The sequence below is a fragment of the Halorubrum halophilum genome, from assembly GCF_000739595.1.
Taxonomy (GTDB): domain Archaea; phylum Halobacteriota; class Halobacteria; order Halobacteriales; family Haloferacaceae; genus Halorubrum; species Halorubrum halophilum.
The window spans coordinates 73796-92017 of record NZ_BBJP01000023.1; the positions used below are offsets into that span (position 1 = coordinate 73796).

The 18222-nt window shown below is 67.4% G+C and carries 20 protein-coding genes; 12 read left to right on the forward strand and 8 right to left on the reverse strand.

The features are described 5' to 3' along the window. Positions 1-277 precede the first annotated feature (277 nt). The 3 genes from thsB (at position 278) to ACP96_RS08115 (ending at position 4846) form a co-directional block, all read left to right on the forward strand. Positions 278-1924 (forward strand): thermosome subunit beta, encoded by a 1647-nt coding sequence (thsB, locus tag ACP96_RS08105; protein ID WP_050033087.1) that lies wholly within the window; start codon positions 278-280, stop codon positions 1922-1924. 436 nt (positions 1925-2360) lie between these two features. Further along, a complete protein-coding gene (polX, locus tag ACP96_RS08110) occupies positions 2361-4118 on the forward strand; it encodes a DNA polymerase/3'-5' exonuclease PolX (RefSeq protein ID WP_050032947.1) in 1758 nt (585 codons plus the stop codon). Positions 4119-4201: 83 nt separating this feature from the next. Beyond that, the gene (locus tag ACP96_RS08115; RefSeq protein ID WP_050032948.1) at positions 4202-4846 is read left to right on the forward strand and encodes a DUF7095 family protein; all 645 of its coding nucleotides are present in this window, start codon (positions 4202-4204) and stop codon (positions 4844-4846) included. 482 nt (positions 4847-5328) lie between these two features. Here ACP96_RS08115 and ACP96_RS08120 read toward each other — a convergent pair whose 3' ends face one another. The 3 genes from ACP96_RS08120 to ACP96_RS08130 form a co-directional block, all read right to left on the reverse strand. Continuing rightward, positions 5329-6135: a class I SAM-dependent methyltransferase gene (locus tag ACP96_RS08120; protein ID WP_050032949.1), complete on the reverse strand. Its 807-nt coding sequence runs from the start codon at positions 6133-6135 to the stop codon at positions 5329-5331. 62 nt (positions 6136-6197) lie between these two features. Then, complete coding sequence (locus ACP96_RS08125; RefSeq protein WP_050032950.1) at positions 6198-6662, reverse strand: hypothetical protein; 465 nt, start codon at positions 6660-6662, stop codon at positions 6198-6200. Positions 6663-6782: 120 nt separating this feature from the next. After that, positions 6783-7658 carry a deoxyribonuclease IV gene (locus ACP96_RS08130; protein WP_050025038.1) on the reverse strand — a complete coding sequence of 292 codons (876 nt, stop codon included), beginning with the start codon at positions 7656-7658 and terminating at the stop codon, positions 6783-6785. 78 nt (positions 7659-7736) lie between these two features. Between ACP96_RS08130 and ACP96_RS08135 the strand changes: the two genes are divergently transcribed. Next, positions 7737-8270 (forward strand): redoxin domain-containing protein, encoded by a 534-nt coding sequence (locus ACP96_RS08135; protein ID WP_050032951.1) that lies wholly within the window; start codon positions 7737-7739, stop codon positions 8268-8270. An 18-nt stretch (positions 8271-8288) separates the two neighbouring features. Here ACP96_RS08135 and ACP96_RS08140 read toward each other — a convergent pair whose 3' ends face one another. After that, positions 8289-9191, reverse strand: coding sequence for a lipoate--protein ligase family protein (locus ACP96_RS08140; RefSeq protein WP_050032952.1), 903 nt, complete (start codon positions 9189-9191; stop codon positions 8289-8291). A gap of 147 nt (positions 9192-9338) precedes the next feature. Between ACP96_RS08140 and ACP96_RS18595 the strand changes: the two genes are divergently transcribed. From ACP96_RS18595 to ACP96_RS08155, 4 genes are read left to right on the forward strand one after another with little or no spacing between them, the layout of a single operon-like run. After that, positions 9339-9506 (forward strand): hypothetical protein, encoded by a 168-nt coding sequence (locus ACP96_RS18595; protein ID WP_154020435.1) that lies wholly within the window; start codon positions 9339-9341, stop codon positions 9504-9506. After that, a complete protein-coding gene (locus tag ACP96_RS08145) occupies positions 9506-10225 on the forward strand; it encodes a hypothetical protein (RefSeq protein ID WP_050025044.1) in 720 nt (239 codons plus the stop codon). Before ACP96_RS18595 ends, ACP96_RS08145 begins: the two co-directional genes overlap by 1 nt. A 46-nt stretch (positions 10226-10271) precedes the next feature. Then, entirely contained in the window at positions 10272-11114 is an 843-nt protein-coding gene (locus tag ACP96_RS08150) for an ABC transporter ATP-binding protein (RefSeq protein WP_050032953.1), read from the forward strand. Next, positions 11111-12724, forward strand: a complete 1614-nt coding sequence (locus tag ACP96_RS08155; RefSeq protein WP_050032954.1) for a hypothetical protein — start codon at positions 11111-11113, stop codon at positions 12722-12724. The genes ACP96_RS08150 and ACP96_RS08155 overlap by 4 nt, the downstream gene beginning before the upstream one ends. A 7-nt stretch (positions 12725-12731) precedes the next feature. Here the strand turns inward: ACP96_RS08155 and ACP96_RS08160 are convergent, their stop codons facing one another. The 3 genes from ACP96_RS08160 to ACP96_RS08170 all read right to left on the reverse strand — a co-directional run bounded on the left by ACP96_RS08160 (position 12732) and on the right by ACP96_RS08170 (position 14997). Next, a complete protein-coding gene (locus ACP96_RS08160; protein ID WP_050025048.1) occupies positions 12732-13412 on the reverse strand; it encodes a hypothetical protein in 681 nt (226 codons plus the stop codon). Positions 13413-13508: 96 nt separating this feature from the next. Beyond that, a complete protein-coding gene (locus ACP96_RS08165) occupies positions 13509-14375 on the reverse strand; it encodes a DUF4870 domain-containing protein (protein WP_050032955.1) in 867 nt (288 codons plus the stop codon). Between the two features lie 31 nt (positions 14376-14406). Beyond that, positions 14407-14997: a hypothetical protein gene (locus ACP96_RS08170; protein ID WP_050025054.1), complete on the reverse strand. Its 591-nt coding sequence runs from the start codon at positions 14995-14997 to the stop codon at positions 14407-14409. Between the two features lie 437 nt (positions 14998-15434). Between ACP96_RS08170 and ACP96_RS08175 the strand changes: the two genes are divergently transcribed. From ACP96_RS08175 to ACP96_RS08185, 4 genes are all read left to right on the forward strand, one after another. Beyond that, the gene (locus ACP96_RS08175) at positions 15435-16349 is read left to right on the forward strand and encodes a serine/threonine-protein kinase RIO2 (RefSeq protein WP_050032956.1); all 915 of its coding nucleotides are present in this window, start codon (positions 15435-15437) and stop codon (positions 16347-16349) included. 130 nt (positions 16350-16479) lie between these two features. Further along, positions 16480-16920 carry a metal-dependent transcriptional regulator gene (locus ACP96_RS08180; protein WP_050032957.1) on the forward strand — a complete coding sequence of 147 codons (441 nt, stop codon included), beginning with the start codon at positions 16480-16482 and terminating at the stop codon, positions 16918-16920. Between the two features lie 52 nt (positions 16921-16972). Then, positions 16973-17140, forward strand: a complete 168-nt coding sequence (locus tag ACP96_RS19180; protein ID WP_200895688.1) for a hypothetical protein — start codon at positions 16973-16975, stop codon at positions 17138-17140. A 1-nt stretch (position 17141) separates the two neighbouring features. Then, the gene (locus ACP96_RS08185; protein ID WP_050025060.1) at positions 17142-17453 is read left to right on the forward strand and encodes an amphi-Trp domain-containing protein; all 312 of its coding nucleotides are present in this window, start codon (positions 17142-17144) and stop codon (positions 17451-17453) included. A gap of 19 nt (positions 17454-17472) precedes the next feature. Here ACP96_RS08185 and dpsA read toward each other — a convergent pair whose 3' ends face one another. After that, positions 17473-18018, reverse strand: a complete 546-nt coding sequence (dpsA, locus tag ACP96_RS08190; protein ID WP_050025063.1) for a DNA starvation/stationary phase protection protein DpsA — start codon at positions 18016-18018, stop codon at positions 17473-17475. Positions 18019-18222: the final 204 nt, after the last annotated feature.

The following is an 18222-nucleotide window of genomic DNA, read 5'->3' on the forward strand; positions in this document are numbered from 1 at the left end:
GGTGGCTCTCGGCGGCAACAGCCTCGCGATCTCACACCCCGTGCGGGGACACCGTCGGAATAGACGATCGACGCAAAATTACATATAAACACAGCAGATGAGGGGCTTCGATCGCGACAGAGTCCCGTGCTAACTATACACACAAGAATCGCTCGATCGACGTGGAGTCCTGCGATTTTCGCGACGAACCCGTGGGGATCGACGATCGCGATCGAACGCCGTTCAACAACACATTTATATAGAATCACAAACAATCAAGCAGTGTATGAGCCAGCGAATGCAGCAGGGTCAGCCGATGATCATCATGGGCGACGACGCCCAGCGCGTCAAGGACAAAGACGCACAGGAGTACAACATCTCCGCGGCGCGCGGCGTCGCCGAGTCCGTACGCTCGACGCTCGGGCCGAAAGGGATGGACAAGATGCTCGTCGACTCGACGGGCGACGTGACCATCACGAACGACGGCGTCACCATCCTGCAGACGATGGACATCGACAACCCGACCGCCGAGATGATCGTCGAGGTCGCCGAGACGCAGGAGGACGAGGCCGGCGACGGCACGACGAGCGCGGTCGCGATCGCGGGCGAGCTCCTCAAGAACGCCGAGGATCTCCTCGAACAGGACATCCACCCGACGGCCGTCATCAAGGGCTTCAACCTCGCGAGCGAGTACGCCCGCGAGCAGGTCGACGAGGTCGCCACCGCGGTCGACCCCGACGACACCGAGACTCTGAAGAGCGTCGCCGAGACGTCGATGACCGGCAAGGGCGCGGAGCTCGACAAGGACACGCTCGCTGACCTCGTCGTCCGCGCGATCCAGGGCGTCACCGTCGAGGCCGACGACGGCTCACACGTCGTCGATCTGGCGAACCTCAACATCGAGACGCGCACCGGGCGCGCGGCCGGCGAGTCCCGCCTGCTCTCGGGCGCCGTCGTCGACAAGGACCCGGTCCACGAGGACATGCCGAGCGACTTCGACGCGGCCGACGTGCTCCTGCTCAACGACCCGATCGAGGTCGAGGAGGCCGACGTTGACACCGCCGTCAACGTCGAGTCCCCCGACCAGCTCCAGCGCTTCCTCGATCAGGAGGAAGAGCAGCTCCGCGACAAGGTCGACAAGATCGTCGAATCGGGCGCCGACGTGGTCTTCTGTCAGAAGGGGATCGACGACCTCGCCCAGCACTACCTCGCGAAGGAGGGCATCCTCGCGGTCCGCCGGACGAAGAAGTCCGACCTGAGCTTCCTCAAGAACGTGCTCGGCGCGCCCATTGTCAGCGACCTCGACTCGCTCACGGCCGACGACCTCGCGGTCGGCTCGGTCACCCGCGACGCCGAGGAGGAACTGTTCTACGTCGAGGGCGAGGACGCCCACGGCGTCACGCTCCTGCTGTACGGCACCACCGAGCACGTCGTCGACGAGCTCGAACGCGGCATTCAGGACGCGATCGACGTGGTCTCGACGACCGTCTCCGACGGGCGCACGCTCCCCGGCGGCGGCGCCATCGAGGTCGAGCTCGCTCGCCGGCTGCGCGACTACGCCGACTCCGTCGAAGGGCGCGAGCAGCTCGCCGTCGAGGCGTTCGCCGACTCGCTCGAACTGATCCCCCGTGTGCTCGCCGAGAACGCCGGGCTCGACGCCATCGACCTGCTCGTCGACCTCCGCGCGGCTCACGAGGCCGGCGACACCGAGGCCGGACTCAACGTCTTCTCCGGCGAGGTCGAGAACACCACCGAGGCCGGCGTCGTCGAGACGGCCCACGCGAAGGAGCAGGCGATCTCCTCCGCCGCCGAGGCCGCGAACCTCGTGCTGAAAATCGACGACATCATCTCCGCGGGCGACCTCTCGACCGGCGGCGACGGCGACGAGGGCGGCGCCCCCGCCGGCGGCATGGGTGGGATGGGCGGCATGGGCGGTGCGATGTAACCACTCGGTAGGTTACTCACACTCCCGAGACGCCTCTCCGGCCGCGTACCGCACCTCGAACATGCACGCTCGCGTTCCCCCGTTTTCGTTTTTTGCTCTGTAGAACTCCGTCGCAGTTGAGACAGCGATCCCGGCGGCCACGCTACGATTATTTAAAAGCCCGTGAGCGACAGTGACGATCACTTATAAAGAGCAATGCGGTGGCGCGTGCCGACGAGCGGCCATCGGCCGCGAAGTCGCACGCGCGAGGGACGCGGTGAGCGCTCGAAGAGCGCGAACCGCGAGGCTGGGGAGGCGTGAGGTGCGGTACGGTGCGGTTGTGGGTGGATGGGACTCAAAGGGGCAGCCGGCGAGGCGGCTGGGGCTTTGGCGGTGTTCACCGCAGCACCATCGATCGCTCTCACTTATTAGTACTATCCGGCCGAACCACCACGTAATGAGCCGCAACGACGAGGTCGCCGCTCTCTTAGAGGAGTTCGCCGACCGGCTCGAAGCGACCGGCGTCGAGTACAAGCCGACCGCCTACCGCCGCGCCGCGGAGAACGTCCGCGAGCACACCGCGCCCATCGAGAACCTCGCGGGGGAGGGTGAGGACGCGGTCGCCGAGATCGACCGCGTCGGCGACGCGATCGCGTCGAAGATCGTCGAATACTTCGAGACGGGATCGATCGAGGAGCTGGACGCGCTCCGCTCGGAGCTGCCCGCCGATATCGAGGCGCTGACCGCGGTCGAGGGCGTCGGGCCGAAGACGGTCGGGAGCCTCTACGAGGCGCTGGAGATTACCACGCTCGATGAACTGGAAGAGGCGGCCGAGGCTGGCGAGATACAGGAAGTCTCCGGCTTCGGCCCCACAACCGAACAGAACATCCTCGACAACATCCCGTTCGCGCGCGAGGCCCGGAAGCGAACCCGCCTCGGCGACGCTCGCCCGGTCGCGGACGCGGCGCTCGCCTATCTCGACGACCTCGACGCGGTCGCGTCGGTCGAGGTGTGCGGCTCGATCCGGCGCTGGAAGGACACGATCGGCGACGTCGATCTGCTCGTCGCCAGCGACGTACGCGAGCCGATCGTCGAGGCGTTCACCGACTGGCCCGAGGCTGACGCGACGATCGAGGCCGGAACCGGGAAGGCGAGCGTCCGCGCGAGCGGCACCCGGGTGGACCTCCGGATCGTCGACGGCGAGGAGTTCGGCGCCGCGCTTCAGTACTTCACCGGCTCGCGCGCGCACAACGTCGCGGTGCGCAACCGCGCGATCGACCGCGGCCTGAAGCTCAACGAGTACGGCCTGTTCGACATCTCCGACGTCGACGACCCGGACGCGGGCCAGCGCGTGGGCGAGCGCGTCGCGGGCGCGACCGAGGACGGCGTCTACGAGGCGCTCGACATGGAGCCCGTGCCGCCCGAACTCCGCGAGGACAACGGCGAGGTCGCGGCGGCCGCGGCGGGCGCGCTTCCCGACCTCGTGGAGACCGAGGAGCTCCGCGGCGACATCCACACCCACACCGACTGGTCGGACGGCGGGTTCTCGATCGCCGAGATGATCGAGGCGGCCGCGGAGCGCGGCTACGACGCCCACGCGGTCACCGACCACGCCGCCGGGCCGGGGATCTTCGGTAACACCGGCCTCGACGAGGCCGAGATCGCGGCACAGGCCGACGCGGTCGCGGAGGCGGCTGAGGAGGCGTCGGCCGACATCGAAGTGTTCCACGGCATCGAGGCCAACATCGACGCTGAGGGCGCGATCACCACCGACGACGAGACGCTCGCCGACCTCGATATCGTCGTCGCCTCGCCGCACTCCGCGCTGGGACAGGACTCAGACGCCGCCACGGACCGGCTGATCCGGGCGGTCGAACATCCGCACGTCGATATCCTCGGCCACCCAACCGGTCGGATCATCAACAGCCGCCCCGGAATCGCGCCCGACGTGGAGGCCGTGGTCGAGGCCGCCGCGGCCGCCGGCACCGCGATCGAGGTGAACGCGAACCCCGCCCGGCTCGACGCCGACGGCGACACCGTGCGGGCCGCGATCGACGCGGGCGCGACGATCGCCGTCGACACCGACGCGCACGCGCCCCGCGAACTCGACAACGCCCGGTACGGGGTCCACACCGCCCGGCGCGGCTGGGCCGAGACGGCGGACGTACTCAACGCGCGCTCGCCCGACGAGATCCGGGCGTTCCTCGACGGCTGACCCCTCTCCGGTCGCCTCCCTCCCTCCGCGACGCCCGCCCCTGAGCGAAACCGGTTTGCCCGCGACCCGCCTACGGGCTCGCAATGGACCGCGAGCAGGCCGTCGCCCGGCTGGAGACCCTCGTCGACCGCGTCGAACGCGAGACCATGCCGGTCCCCGTCCGTGAGGTGTGGGCCTTCGGCGACGTGGCGCTCGGGCTCGACCCGGTCGAGCGGCTCGACGTCTACATCACCAAGGACGTGATCATGGGCGGCGACACCGAGGCGGCCGCCGACTTCGCGGCCGAGTACGGCGTCAAGGGCGTCGGCACCTCCGTGCGCGCCGAGTGGGCGGAGGCGCACCCCGACCGCGTGCGCGCGAGCGACAACGGGTACGCCGCGCCCGAGAAATGCCTCGCGGCCGAACTCGTCGCAGACGACGAGCCGATCCACCTCGAAGTGTGTAACGCGAGCTTCGAGGATAACGTGCGGCAGCGCCTGAAGGGCGCCCTCGCCCGCGACGCCTACGAGGAGGTGCTCGACCCGCGCGGCGTCTGCCTGTGGGTCGACGGCACCCGCGACGAGGAGGCGTTCGACCGGCTGCGCGAGGCCTCGCTCGCGATGCCGACGCTCCCGGCCGCGCTCGGTATGCTCGGCGCCGACGAGGACGTGGCCAACGAGGCCGCGGACGTGCTCAAGCGACAGCGGGCCGAGCAGGAGGGGGCGTCGGTGCGCGGCGATATGGTCTGATTCGGATCGGGTGTGGCTAAATCAGATCGCTCTCGATGATCGCTTATAAACAAACGGTGCGGTGGCGTGCGCCTCCGAGCGGGCCATCGGCCCGCGAGGAGCACGCGCGAGGGAGTCGCTGGCGCCGGCGGCGCCAGCGACGAGGCTGGGGAGGCGTGAGGTGCGGTTGTAGGGCGGTTGCGGCTGGGACTCAAAGGGGCAGTCGCCGAGGGCGGCGGAGGCGACGTAAGCACTGCAGGGAGCGAGTGAAACGAGCGACCGAAGCGCGCAGCGAGCGTGCGCCGCCCTCGGCGACTGGGGCTTTGGAGGTGTTCACCGTCGATCTGCCGTGAGCAACCACCTATAAGCAAGCGGCTGAGGATTTGGAGGTGTTCGTCGCCGATCCACAGTCACCGATCACGTATTACCGGCCAACAGCGACACCCCAACTCGACTTATAAACGACCACTCAGCCAACCCGATACAGGTACTCCCGCCACCGATCACGCCATGCGTCCCACGGTCACGTCGAACGGGACGCGCTCGACGCGCTCGTACTCGCCCGCCTCGATCTCGCCGACCACTTCCCGCCCCATTTCCCGCCAGCGCCGCCGCAGATCGTCGTACTCCCGCTCCGAGGTCGCCGCGATCAGCTCCTCGCGGTGATCGGCCAGCCCCGCGCCCGAGGCCTTCCGCGCCGCGGCGGTCAGCGCCGGCTCCGCGTACGGCGCCGCGATCCGCTTCTCGTGGACGTACCGCCGGGTCCGGACTTCCTCCAATCCCGCCGCTGAGAACGCTTCCCGGACACGATCGCCGAGCGCCACGTCGGTGTCGACCCCCCGCAGGTACGCCTCCCGCGCCTCCCGCTCCAAGCGCTCCTCGCTCGCGACGCTCGACGAGACCGTCACGTCGGCGTTGTCGGGCTCGATCGCGGCCACCAACTCCGAGGAGACCCGTGCGAACTCCCGGACTGCGGCGGTCGGATCGGGGAGGTTGATGAGGAGCGCCTGACAGACTGCGAGGTCGACCGCGTCGTCCGGGAGGGGGAGCCGCGTCGCGTCGCCGGCGACGTACGGAAGGCCGGTCTCCTCGCGGGCGACGCGCAGGAGCTCCGGGTCGGCGTCGACGCCGATCACCGTCGCGTCGGGTGGCGTCTCCGCGTCGAGGACGCGAGTCAGCTCGCCGGTGCCGCAGCCGGCGTCGAGGACGCGGCGTCGACCCGGCAGATCGAGGTCCGCGAGGGCGTCCCGGCCGTCGGCCCACATCCCGCGGCGAGTGTGTTCGAGGTACTCTGCGGAGAAGCGTCGCACGTCCCCGCGTTGGACGCAGGGCGAATTAAACGTGAGGAAGACGGGCGGCGGCGATTCGATTCCTACTCTTCGTCGCCGTCGTCACCGCCACCGATCCCCGCCAGATCCGCGAGGAGCGCGGCGGTGACCCCGGCGCAGTAGCCGACGAACGCCCCGCTCAGCCCGACGAGCGCGAACGACCAGGTCACCCCGCCCAGCGGCGCGTCGCCGGCGCCCACGCCGGGAACGCCGAACACGGTGCCGACGACCACGAGCGCGGCGAACACGAGGGCGGGCACGACGCCCACCGTCAGGCACGCCGGCCCGCCGCAGCGCGCGTACGCGCCGGCCGCCGCGATCGGCGCGGGTGCGTAAAACACCAACAGCGGGACGAGCCGGTCCGTCACCGCCGCCACGGTCCGGATGTCTGCGAGGTCGGCGACGACCGCGATCACCAGCGCCAGCGCCACGAGCCCGGCGAACCCCCCGACCATCGTGAGGGCTAACCGACGCCGCTGCCCGATAAGCAGCGCTTTCGTGGTGGTCATGTCCGTGGATCGCGGCCCCGGATACATAAAGGCGCGTCGGACAGTTTTAAACGATTCAACGAATCCCTGCGGGTTCGCCCCCGTGACGCCCCAATCAGCGAGGTTCGTTCCGCCCGGGACTCACTCCGCCCGTAGCTCGCGGACGCGATCGATGTTCCACGCGAAGCTCTTCCCGTCCTCGGTCGGCGTCTCCAACGCGAGCGGTACGTCTGCCAGATCCGGGTGGTTGAGGAACCGCTCCATCCCGTCCTCGCCGATGAGCCCCTCGCCGATGTGCGCGTGCTCGTCCTTGTGGGTCCCGCAGGCGTGCTTCGAGTCGTTGAGGTGGACGTATTCGAGGTGCTCTAACCCCACCACGTCGTCGAACTCCGCGACCGTCTGGTCGACCGCCTCGGGCGTCGAGAGGTCGTACCCCGCCGCGAACGCGTGGGCGGTGTCGACGCAGACGTCGATCTCCGTCTCCGTGCGGTCGATGACCCCCGCCAGGTGCTCGAACTCGCCGCCGAGCTTCGTGCCCGCGCCCGCGTCGCTCTCGATCAGGATCGTGACGCCGTCAGGCACGTCGAGGTCGTCGATCACCGAGGCGGCGTTGTCGAGCCCGCCCTCGACGCCCGCCCCCGTGTGCGCGCCGAGATGAACGTTAACGTACGGGATCCCGAGCTTATCGGCCGCGTCGACCTCCTTCTGCATCGAGTCGAGCGACTTCTCGCGGAGCCCCTCCTTGGGCGTACAGAGGTTGACGAGGTAGGAGGTGTGGATCACCCACGGCCCCTCCATGTCGCGTTCGGTTCCCTCCCGGAACTGTTCGGCCTCCTCGTCGCCGATGTCCGGATCCTGCCACACCTGCGGGGAGTGCGTGAATATCTGTCCGCAGTTGCCGCCGAACTGCGTCTGCCTGAACACCGCGTTCGCGATGTTTCCGTACGGCGGCGTTTCGGGATCGTTGGACGCTCTCGAACTAGAGATCGAGACGTGTGCGCCGACCTTGAGACTCATACCGTCTCCAGGTAAGCACCGGAAAAAGCCCCTTCGAAAACCGCCCGACTTTTCACGTCCGGCGGTATCTCACCGTCTATGACCGACGATCCCGGCCTCGCCGTCGGGGAGCGCGCTCCGAACGTCTCCGGGGACCTCGTCACTCCCGACGGCGACGTCGAGTCCGTCGCTCTCGACGACCTGCTCGCAGACGGTCCCGTGCTGCTGTGTTTCTACACCGCCGACTTCAGTCCGGACTGCGTCGAGCAGTGGTGCGCGTTCCGCGACTTCGACTGGTTCGCCTCCGGCGACGCGGTGCAGGTCGTCGGCGTCAGCAAGTCGGGTGTCGGGCTCCACCGGAAGTTCATCGACCGGCTCAACCTCACCTTCCCGATGTTCTCGGACTCCGACCTCGAGATCGCCGCGGCCTTCGACGTGGTCTACCGCGCGCTCGGAGTCACGAAGCGATCGCGTCGGTCCTGTTTCCTCCTCGATCGGGATCGGGTCGTCCGGTACCGATGGCTCAGCCACCACTGGCTCGATCCGACGCGCGACGTGCCTCCCGTTAGCGAGATCTACGAAGCGGTCCGGGAGCGCCTCGACATCGAGGACCCAGACACGTTCGGGTTCTGAAGATCGGACCCCGAGCGACTACGACGAGTCGCGCCCGGGCCGCGTCCGGACCCACTCCTCGTCGCGGTACTTCGTCTCGACGAGTTCCTCCGCGCGCCGGAGCTCCGCGTCGGTCCACGAGCCGTCGCGATCGAGGTCGACGCCCTCGCGGTCGAGGGCGACACCGGCACGGTCGCCGCCCTCCCCCGCCACCCACGCGACGAGCGCTCCTTCAACCGCCGCGACTGCGTCCTCCCGATCGATGTCGGCCAGCTCGTCCATCCCGACGACCCGGTCGCCGAACTCGGCCGGTGTCACGGGCGGATCCGCGAACGTCCCCAAGTGGCGCTCCGCCTCGACCGAGAACGTCAGCGAACCGTGCTGGATCACGGCCTCTCGCTTCCGATACTGAGCGTTTCCGGCGATCTTCCGCCGGCGATCGTCGCCGCCGGAGTCCTCGTTGCCGGCGTCGCCCGCCACCACGTCGTGCGCCGGGTGCAGTTCTCGCAGGTAGCAGGCCGGGTGGTAGATCTCCGGCATCGACTCCTCGACGTAGTCCGCGTCGATCCCGAGCCGGTCGAACGCGTCGAGGACGGGCTCACACAGCAGGTGGTAGCAGTCGAGCAGTTCGCCGGGCACGTCGGCGGCGGGGACGGCGATCGAGTAGGCCACGTCGCCGCGCGCGTCGTGGTAGATCCCGCCGCCGCCGGTCTGCCGCCGAGTCACGTCGATCCCCTCGCGTTCGCAGAACGCCCAGTCGACGGTTTCTGGGGCCTGCCGGTAGCCGAGCGTGAGACAGCTCGGGTCCCACCGGTACGTCCGCACGGTGGCCGGCCCGCCGGCGGCCGCCGTCTCGGCCGCGACCTCGTCGAGCGCCATCTGCATCGGTCCCGGCCGCGACTCCTCTCGGATCAGCCGCCAGTCGCCCGCCGGCGCGGTCACCGTCTGCCACCTCCGCTTCGCGATCGGTTCCCGTCCGCGTGCATACGTCTCACGTCGGCGTCCCGTCCGAAAGCGGTTGCGTTCGACGATCCCACACGAACCGCGGTCGGCGCAAATTCTTTGCACTCGCCCGTGGAACGGCCACGTATGAGGTCCCCCCTCACAGAGTCCTTCCATCGTACGTGTACGCTACGGCCCGGACGACTGCCCGGCACGGATCGGTCAGATGTCGGCGCCGGCTCTGCGGCAGCAAGCGCGGTGCTCGCGGTCGGCGTCGGCGCCGATGAGCTCGACGGTCCGTCCCTCTCCGACTGATGCTGTACACCGTCGCCGGAACTGGTTTCGTCGCTCTCGGTCTCGCGATCGGCTGGTACGGGCTCCGCCCGCTCGCGGTCGTTCCCAGCCTCCTCCGTGCCACCGTACGGGACCCGAGCGAGGTGACGGAGGCTGGGTCCTTCGTCGCCTGCCGCGGCGTTGCAAACGAATCGAGTGAGACCCTTTCGGCTCCGTTCACGGGATCGCGGTGCCTCGGTTTCGAGTTCGAAGTTACCGAACGACAACCGTTCGGGGTCGGGATTCCGTGGTTTCAGGCTCATCTCGACGACGGCGTGGCGACGCGCCCGTTCACTCTCGACAGTCCGGATGGCACCCTCACCGCCGTCCCGTCCGCCAAACGATTCGCGCTCGACACGGAATCGACGACCATCACGGTCGGTGCCGGTGAAACGCCGCCAGAGCGTATTCAACGATTCGTCGACGTGCGAGACGAACTCGAACCGGTCGCGAGATGGGTACGGATGATTCCGGGGCTCGGCACGCGGCGCTACGTCGAACGCCGGATCGATCCCGGCGAGGAGTACCTCGTCGCGGGAGCCACGGAACGGCGGCAGAACGAGGTCGTCCTCGCGGGCGATCTCGTCGTCACCGATCGCTCGCCGAGGGGGTTCGCGATCGCGCGTTTCCGGAAGGCGCTGTTTCCGACGGTGATCGCGTTGGTTTTCGTCGGAGTCGGCGTCGGAGGTATCGTCCTATGACCGACCGCAGTACGAGACCGGCCATTCACTCCGTTCACCCCTTCCGATGACACGAGACACGCACGCCATCGAGACGCGAGAGCTGACGAAACGATTCGGAACCGAGACCGCCGTCGACGGGCTCGACCTCACCGTCGACCGCGGCACGGTGTACGGCTTTCTCGGACCGAACGGCGCCGGAAAGACGACGACGATGCGGATGCTGACGTCGCTGACGCGGCCGACGGACGGCGCGGCGTGGATCGACGGGAACCCCGTCTCGGACCGCGACGCGATCAGGGCGTCGATCGGTTACCTCCCCGAGGAACCGCCGGTCTTCGACGAGCTCACGGGACGCGAACAGCTCGAGTACTTCGGTCGGCTTCGCGACCTTCCCGCCGCCGAGACCGAGTCTCGGATCGCGGACTGGTTGGATCGATTCGATCTCACCGACGACGCCGACAAGCGGATCGACGATTACTCCAAGGGGATGCGCCAGAAGGTCGGGCTGATTCAAGCCTTATTACACGAGCCCGACGTGGTGTTCCTCGACGAGCCGACGAGCGGGCTGGACCCCCGGGCGGCTCGGACCGTCCTCGACGTCATCGCCGAACTGACCGACGACGGCCACACGGTGTTCCTCTCGACGCACATCCTCTCGGTCGTCGAGGAGCTCGCGGACGCCGTCGGCGTCCTCTACGAGGGCGACCTCGTCGCCGAGGGCTCGCCCGCGGAGCTGACCGCGCGGATGGAGGCCGAGGAGGGGACGACGCTGGAGGACGTGTTCCTCTCGGTCACCGCCGAACGCGGACCGGCCGCTCCCGAATCGGCTTCCGGGAACGCCGGCGGTGCCGATTCGACGACCTCGAACACACGGGCCGAGGACAGTACGCGGGCCGAGGACCGATGACGCGGGCGAAACGTCCGCGGCTCGTCGCCCGGACCGAACTCCGGCGTCGCTGGCGGACGATGAAGGGGAACACGACGCAGCTGTTGGCGCTGGGGTTCGCGTCCCTCATGCTGCTTCCGTTCTCGCTCGGCGGCGTGTTCGGGGCGTACCTCGCCGGGGGGTTCGTCGCCGGAAGCGAGACCGAACCGCTCATCGAATGGGCGCGGATGGCGTTCGTCTACGGGTGGATATTCGTGGTCGGGTTCGGCGGATATCGCGCGTACGCCGTCGCGCTCCGCCCCGACAACCTCGACGGCTTGCTGACGACGGTCTCACACCGGGACGTGATCGGCGGCCTCCTTCTCACCGAACTCGCGCTCTGGTCCGCGTTCTTCGTCACGGTCGGAAGCGCCGCCGCGGTCGCGTTCGCCGTCGGCGCCGGCTCGCCGCTCACGATCCCCGCCCTGTTGCTCACGTTGTGTCTCCTCCTCGCGACCGGGATCCCGGCCGGCTTCATCATCGCGCTGGGCGTGCGGAACGCCGGCGTTCGATCGCGGCTCCTCAGTCGCCTCCGAACGCTGTTTCTCGCGCTGCTCGGGATCGGATACGTCGCGCTGATCTTCACGAACGCGTTCGCGTCGGTCTTAGAGCCGCTCTATCGAGCCCTCGCGCCGACGCCGATCGACTGGTTCGGCGATCTCGCCGCGATGGGGCTCGGCATCGGGGCGTCGCCGCTCAGAGCGATCGGTGCGGTGGGGTTCGCGGGCGCCTTCGTCGTCGCAGCGATCGTGTCCCTGTCCCGACTCGCGGAGTGGCTCTGGTACGCCGACGGCGTTCACGTCACCCATGAGATCGAGCGGTCGGACGACGGATCTCCGTGGTTCGGCGGGCTCTCACGGGTCCTCCCTCAGCCGGTCTTCGGCGTCGTCGCGGTCGACTGGAAGCGCGCTCGCCGGTCCCCGGTGTCCCTCTCGTTCGCGTTGTACCCGCTGATCGTCCTCGCCAGTCCGGTCGTCACCGCTGTCCAGACGGGCGAGATCGGAACGAGTCTTCCGCTGTGGATCGTGATAAGCGGCACGTGGGTCGCCGGGTCGCTGTTCGCGCTCAACGTGGTGGGACAGGAGGGCGCGGCGCTCCCCGTCACGTTGCTCTCGGAGGCGCCCGAGCGCTCGTTGGTCGTCGGACACGTCGTTAGCGGTGCCCTCCTGATAGCGCCGGTGACCGTCGCGGCGACCGCTATCGCGGGGATCCTGAGCCCGCATTCGGTGCCGCTTGTCGCGAGCCTCTGCGTGTCGGCGCTCGTCCTGTCGATCGCGTCGGGTGCGATCGCGACCGGGATCGGCGTCGGGTTCCCGCGCTTCGAGGCGGTCAACGTCTCTCGAAGCACGAAAGCGATCGTTCCGAGCGTCTTCGCGTTCGCCGTCTACTCGGTCGCGGTGCTCGTCGTGGCGCTCCCGACCGCCATCGCTCACTCCGGCATCGCCGGCCACGCGCTCGCCTCGTTCGTCGGCATCGACCGTCTCGCGGTCGGTCTCGGCGGGACGGTCGTTTCGACCGTCCTCGCGTGTCTCGTCGGTGTCGGTTCGATGTACGTCGCACGGAACCGCGTTCGCGGCTACCGCCTCGGATGACTCGGCGTCACAGCGACCACGACACGTCCCGCATCACCGTCTCGTACCCGAGCGCGGCGAGCGCCTCCGGGTAGTACCGGCGGGCGACGAGTCCCTGAACGAGTTGGCGCACGTCGACTCGATGGTCGGTCGTCCACGCCACGTCGACGACTGTTCGTTCTTCACGTTCCCGAATCCGGACCGTGTAGGCCGCCCAGCGGTTCCCATCGACCGTGACGACGAGTTCCAGTTCGTCGACAGCACTCGATCTGTCGGAGCCCGATTCGTCCGGCAAGCGGTCGGTAGGTTCCACCCGCATCGTCACCGATCGAAGCCCGAACAGGTACGAGATATCGTACTCCACGGCCTCGTCGTCGACGGTCACGTCGTCGGTCTCGACGAGCCCCCACTGGAAGATGAGCACCGGCGGCCGTTTGCTCCCGAACTCGGCGCGAACCGTGTCGGGGTCGGCGTCGGTTTCGAGCCTCGCGTCCCCCCGTCGGCGAACGAGCGGCACTCGGACGAGCGCGAGGACGCCGAGTGCAGCGATGACGCCGACGTAGAACGGTAACGAGCGGATCGCGATCAGGGCGACGGCGACGACCGACAGCGCGAGCACCCAACTGACCGTGCGTTCGACGCGATGATACCGGCGAACGATCGGACGGACGGCCCACGGCGGATCCAGCCGGTCTACCGAAGCGCTCATGGAGGGCATACGCCTGCCGTGAGTTCGGTACGGGTTTAATTCCTTTCAAAGAACGCACAAATCCGTTGGGGCCTCCGTCTCCGAGCGTGAGGGAAGTCAATTCGACGCCGTCGTCTGCCACCGGATCACGTACACGACGGACGACACCCAGAACGCGGCGAGAAACGCGTACATCGCGTCACCCGGGGGATACACCGACTCGGTAAAGACCCGCGAGATCGCGTACCCGACAGTAGCGACGAGGACCGGGACGCCGACGTACGCGATCACGTGCGGCCGCCAGTCGGCGTCCGGCGATCGATCTCGCTCGCCGTGAATATACATCGCGACCGCCGTCAACGGGGTCAGGAACATGACCAGACCGAGCAGTCCGAATGCGAACAGGAAGAACGCGGCACCGTCTGTCGGGCCGACGAACACGCCCCAGAGGACGAACGGCAGCAGAACGACGTACGCGAGGACGACGAGGGGGCACCGATCGCGGAAGTCGACCCGGGGCCCGTACCGGTTGACGAGCGCCGGGGTCAACGGATAGCGCCACGCCGTACCGAAGATCGCTTTCCCCATCGCGACGAACCCGACGACGAACGTCCACAACCCGACGGCGAACCAGAGCGAGAGCAGCGCGGGAATCGCGAGGCCGGCGACCGCCGAAACGCCCGACGAGACAGACGAGGGAAGCGAGACGAGAGACGAGAGGGCGGCGACGTCGGTGGCGCCCTGTCCGGTGAGCTCCGCGTAGGTGAACAGCGAGCCGAAGGTGACGACCGTCAGTGCCAGCACGGTGAGATGCCAGTCGAGGGCGTTGCGAGCGTTTCGCTTCGTGAACTCGTTCGTGGCGAGGAGGTACACGATCCCCGCTCCGGCGACGCCGGTCGGAATCGCGAGGAAGTGGACGAGGATTCCGCCGAGCGAGCGTTCGTCGAGCAGTTCGGGTCCGGATGCAGCGGGTGTGGAGGTCATGAATGGGTGGGGATATGGTCCGCAGTTTCGGTCACGCCGACGGCAGGAGGTTCAGCGGGCCGTATCTGTCGCGAGCCCAGCGAACCGTTCGTTCGGCGGCGAGCAGCAGTACGCTCACGAACAGCAGGTCGAACGCGGTGTCCCAGAGCACGATGTCGCTCTGGGTGCCGCTTACGTCGGCACCGACTACCGTGAGGACGCCGCCGAGCGCGAGCAGCACGAGGCTCAACTGGAAGCCAGCGAGTACGAGGGTGCGGATTCCTGCCGTGTCCGAGAGCGTGAGGAATCCGCGGGTGGAGAGCCGATCCAGCGGGGTATCCGCATTGAGCGCGCGTTTGCCTTCGGGCGACAGCGGCCAGTCCGACTCCGGGTGGTTGAGGTAGTACAGGGTGATCGAGTCGGGATACGTCTCCGTCGCGACGACGTCGATCTCCTGTAGCTCCCGGAGCCGGTTCCGAACCGTGGCCCGACTGACGTCGGGCTTGATGCGCGCGTGGAGCTGGCGGATCGAGAAGAACGGCCGATCGGAGTCGACCATCGTCTCGACGACGTGCTCCTGCGTGAGCGTGTTGTCGAGGTTCCGATCGATCCGTTCGTCGATCCAAGGCGGAATCGGGGACACGGTATCGCTCCATAGTCGACGGGGGTGATTAAAACGAGGTGCGAATTTCGTCCCCGCCAACCGTCGTTTGACGGCCGTGAAACGAGTCTGTTCCGTGTTCACGATCTGGGAATCGTCGTACCGCGCCGGTTTGAAACACATTGACGGAGCGAGCCGATCGACTGCGGTTCGCGCCCGCGATCCGGTGGGTGGCGGCGATGGATCCCCTCTCGGCGGACGCTCGCGTCGAGACCGACTCGTCTTGGTTTCACGTCGACGGTCTCGCCGCTGTGTTCGCGGCGGTGTGCGCGGATGCCGTCGTACGTGTTCGCGGCGACAAGCACTACGAGAAGACTGACGTGGACGCCAACCGATCAATTTCCTATCGCGTTATCCGATTTATACCTCCGTTCGTCGAACGCGCGTCCCTTTTACGAATCCCCGGAGTAGGGGCACGCATGGTTCGAAACGTCGCCGGCGACATGGCCGAGCTCGATCCCGAGGACTTCTATCTCCTCTCGGGCGTCGAGCAGGGGATGCGCTTCTCCGAGTGGGTCCGCCGGGACAAGATCCCCGACTACGCCGACCTGACGCGCGAGGAAGTCGACTACCGGATCGACCGGTGTCTCGACCGCGAGCTGATCGAACGGAAGACGATCCAGTACGAGGGGTACCAGCTCACCTTCGAGGGGTACGACGCCCTGGCGCTCCGTACCTTCTCCGAGCGCGAGACCATCGACGGCGTGGGCTCACCCCTGGGGTTCGGCAAGGAGGGAGACGTTTATGAGGCGCAGTCGTTCAAGCCGCTCGCCTTGAAGTACCACCGCGAGGGGTACACCAATTTCCGCGAGGTGAACCGCGAGCGCGAGTACACCGCCGATCGGGACCACGTCTCGTGGCTGTACACCGCGCGCAAGGCGGCCGAACGGGAGTTCGAGGCGATGGAGGCGCTGTACCCCGACGTGTCGGTGCCGCGCCCGGTCGATCACAACCGCCACGCCATCGTGATGGACAAGTTCGAGGGCGTCGAACTCGCGCGCGCGAAACTCGAGCCCGAGCAGGCGATCGGCGTCCTCGACCTGGTCCTCCGTGAGCTGGTGACCGCCTACGATCTCGGGTGGATCCACGCGGACATGTCCGAGCACAACGTCGCGGTCGCGGAAAGCGGGATCACGATCTTCGACTGGCCGCAGGCAGTCCCCGTCGACCACGAGAACGCCCGGGAATTCCTCGAACGCGACGTGGAGAATCTCCTGCGGTACTTCGGGCGGAAGTACCCCCACGAGGTGCCGCGCGACGCCGATATCGAGGGAATTGCCGCCGCGATCGTCGACGACTCGTTTACCACGATCCGGGCGTTCGGAGTAGAATAAACCACACTCGGCTATATCGAATCGCACAGAATCATCGACACCGGGTGTGCTCCCGCCCGTTCTGCGACCTGTCGCGGCAGCGCTGCTCCGGATTCGTAACCATTTTATATTTTTAGGGCAGCCTAAAAATATGGCGCACGTCGGCGAACCGGGGCCCACGCGGACGGCCCGGTACCTCCTCGCGCTGTACATCGCGGAACACCGAGCGTCGCCGCCGGTCTCGCCCGGCCGGATCGCCGAGATGCTCGACCGCTCCCCGGCGGCGACGACGGAGATGCTCAAGCGCCTCGCGACCGACGGACTCGTGGCTCGCGAGCCGTACGAGGGGGCGACGCTCACCGACGCCGGCCGGGAGCGTGCGGCCGATCTCCACGAGACGTACGTCGCGCTCTCGTGGTTCTTCCGCGACGTGCTCGACCTCGACGCGTACGAGTGCGAGGCGATGGAGATGGCCGGACTGGTCAGCCCCGCGGTCGCTGAGCGGCTTACTCACCTGTTGTTCGAAGACGCTGAGATAGATACCGAGGCGCACCTCGACGACCTCGGCGCCTCACCGACGCGCGCGGAGTGACTCGCGGCGCCGACCGCATCCTTTTTACTTTAGGTTTGCCTAAAGGCTCTCAATGTCAGCAGGCGCCCGGTCCCGCACCGACTCCCGTCGCGAATCGGAATCCGAACAGACCCCGTCTGTCACCGTCTGTGAGGGATGTCCCGGACGATCCGTGTTCATGGAGTCCGAGAACACGGACGGGTGGATCGCGAGCGACCACGTCGTCGACGTGACTCGGTGAGATGACGGACGGATCCGCTCCGGGCGAGTCGGCGTCGTCGACCGGCGACGACCGGACGGTGATCGCCGGTCGGAACTTCGAACGGGAGTACCGCGTCGACGCGAGCGAGGCCGGCGAGTTCCTGATCGCGCTCGGGAAGCAACTCCGCGACGGCGACGACCTTCGGATCGAGACGGACGAGTGGGAGCTTCCCTTCGCGTTCGGCGAGCCGGTGGAACTCGAAGTCGACTACGAGGGCGTCGGCGAACCGGAGTTAGAGATCGAAGTGGCGCTGCCGGGTCGGACCGACCAGACGGCGCCGGACGTTCGCTGAGCTGTCCGCCGTTTCTGCTTCAGTTCGTCGCGGACTCGACGACGAGCGTGTCGTCTTCGAGGTAGTGCTCGATGTGGTGCGTGTGCTCTTCGATGCCCTCCAACTGCTCGCGGAGCATCTCCGCGGTCGCGTAGTCGCCGAGCCCCTCCGCGAGTTCGATGTGCTGCCGGTAGCTCTCGATGATGTCGCCCATCATCTCTAGGTCGTTCTCCAGCGACGTGCGGATGTCGTACACGTCCTCGTCTTCCGACTCGACGGTGGCGTTCTCCGCGAGCGTCGTCATGCTGGCGTGCGGGACGCCGCCGAGCGCCTGCAGTCGTTCGGCGAGTTCGTCGGCGGCCGCCTCGACGTCCTCGTACACCTCCTGGAGGAACACGTGCACGTCGCGGAACTCCGCGCCCTCGACGTTCCAGTGGTGTTTGTGAAGCTGGTGGTAGAGGACGTACGCGTCCGCGAGGTCGACGTTCAGCGCCTCGATGATCTGCTCCGCCTTCTCCGGTTCGAGCCTGAGTGCGTTCTCTTCGACGGTGCCGGCGCGCTGTCGGGTCTCCTTCTGCGTGCTCATAACACTACTTCGTACGCTCCCTACCCACTTATAACCCATCAATACGAAAACACTTTTTCGTATGGCCTAAAACTCCACTAAACCGGTGTTTAATGCCTTATAAGGGCGATATTCGGAGTTTATATCTAATATATTGAATTTAATCGACTGCTTGATAATTCGCCACACAGAAGGCATACCACTTTCCGATCCGCCGATTTAGGT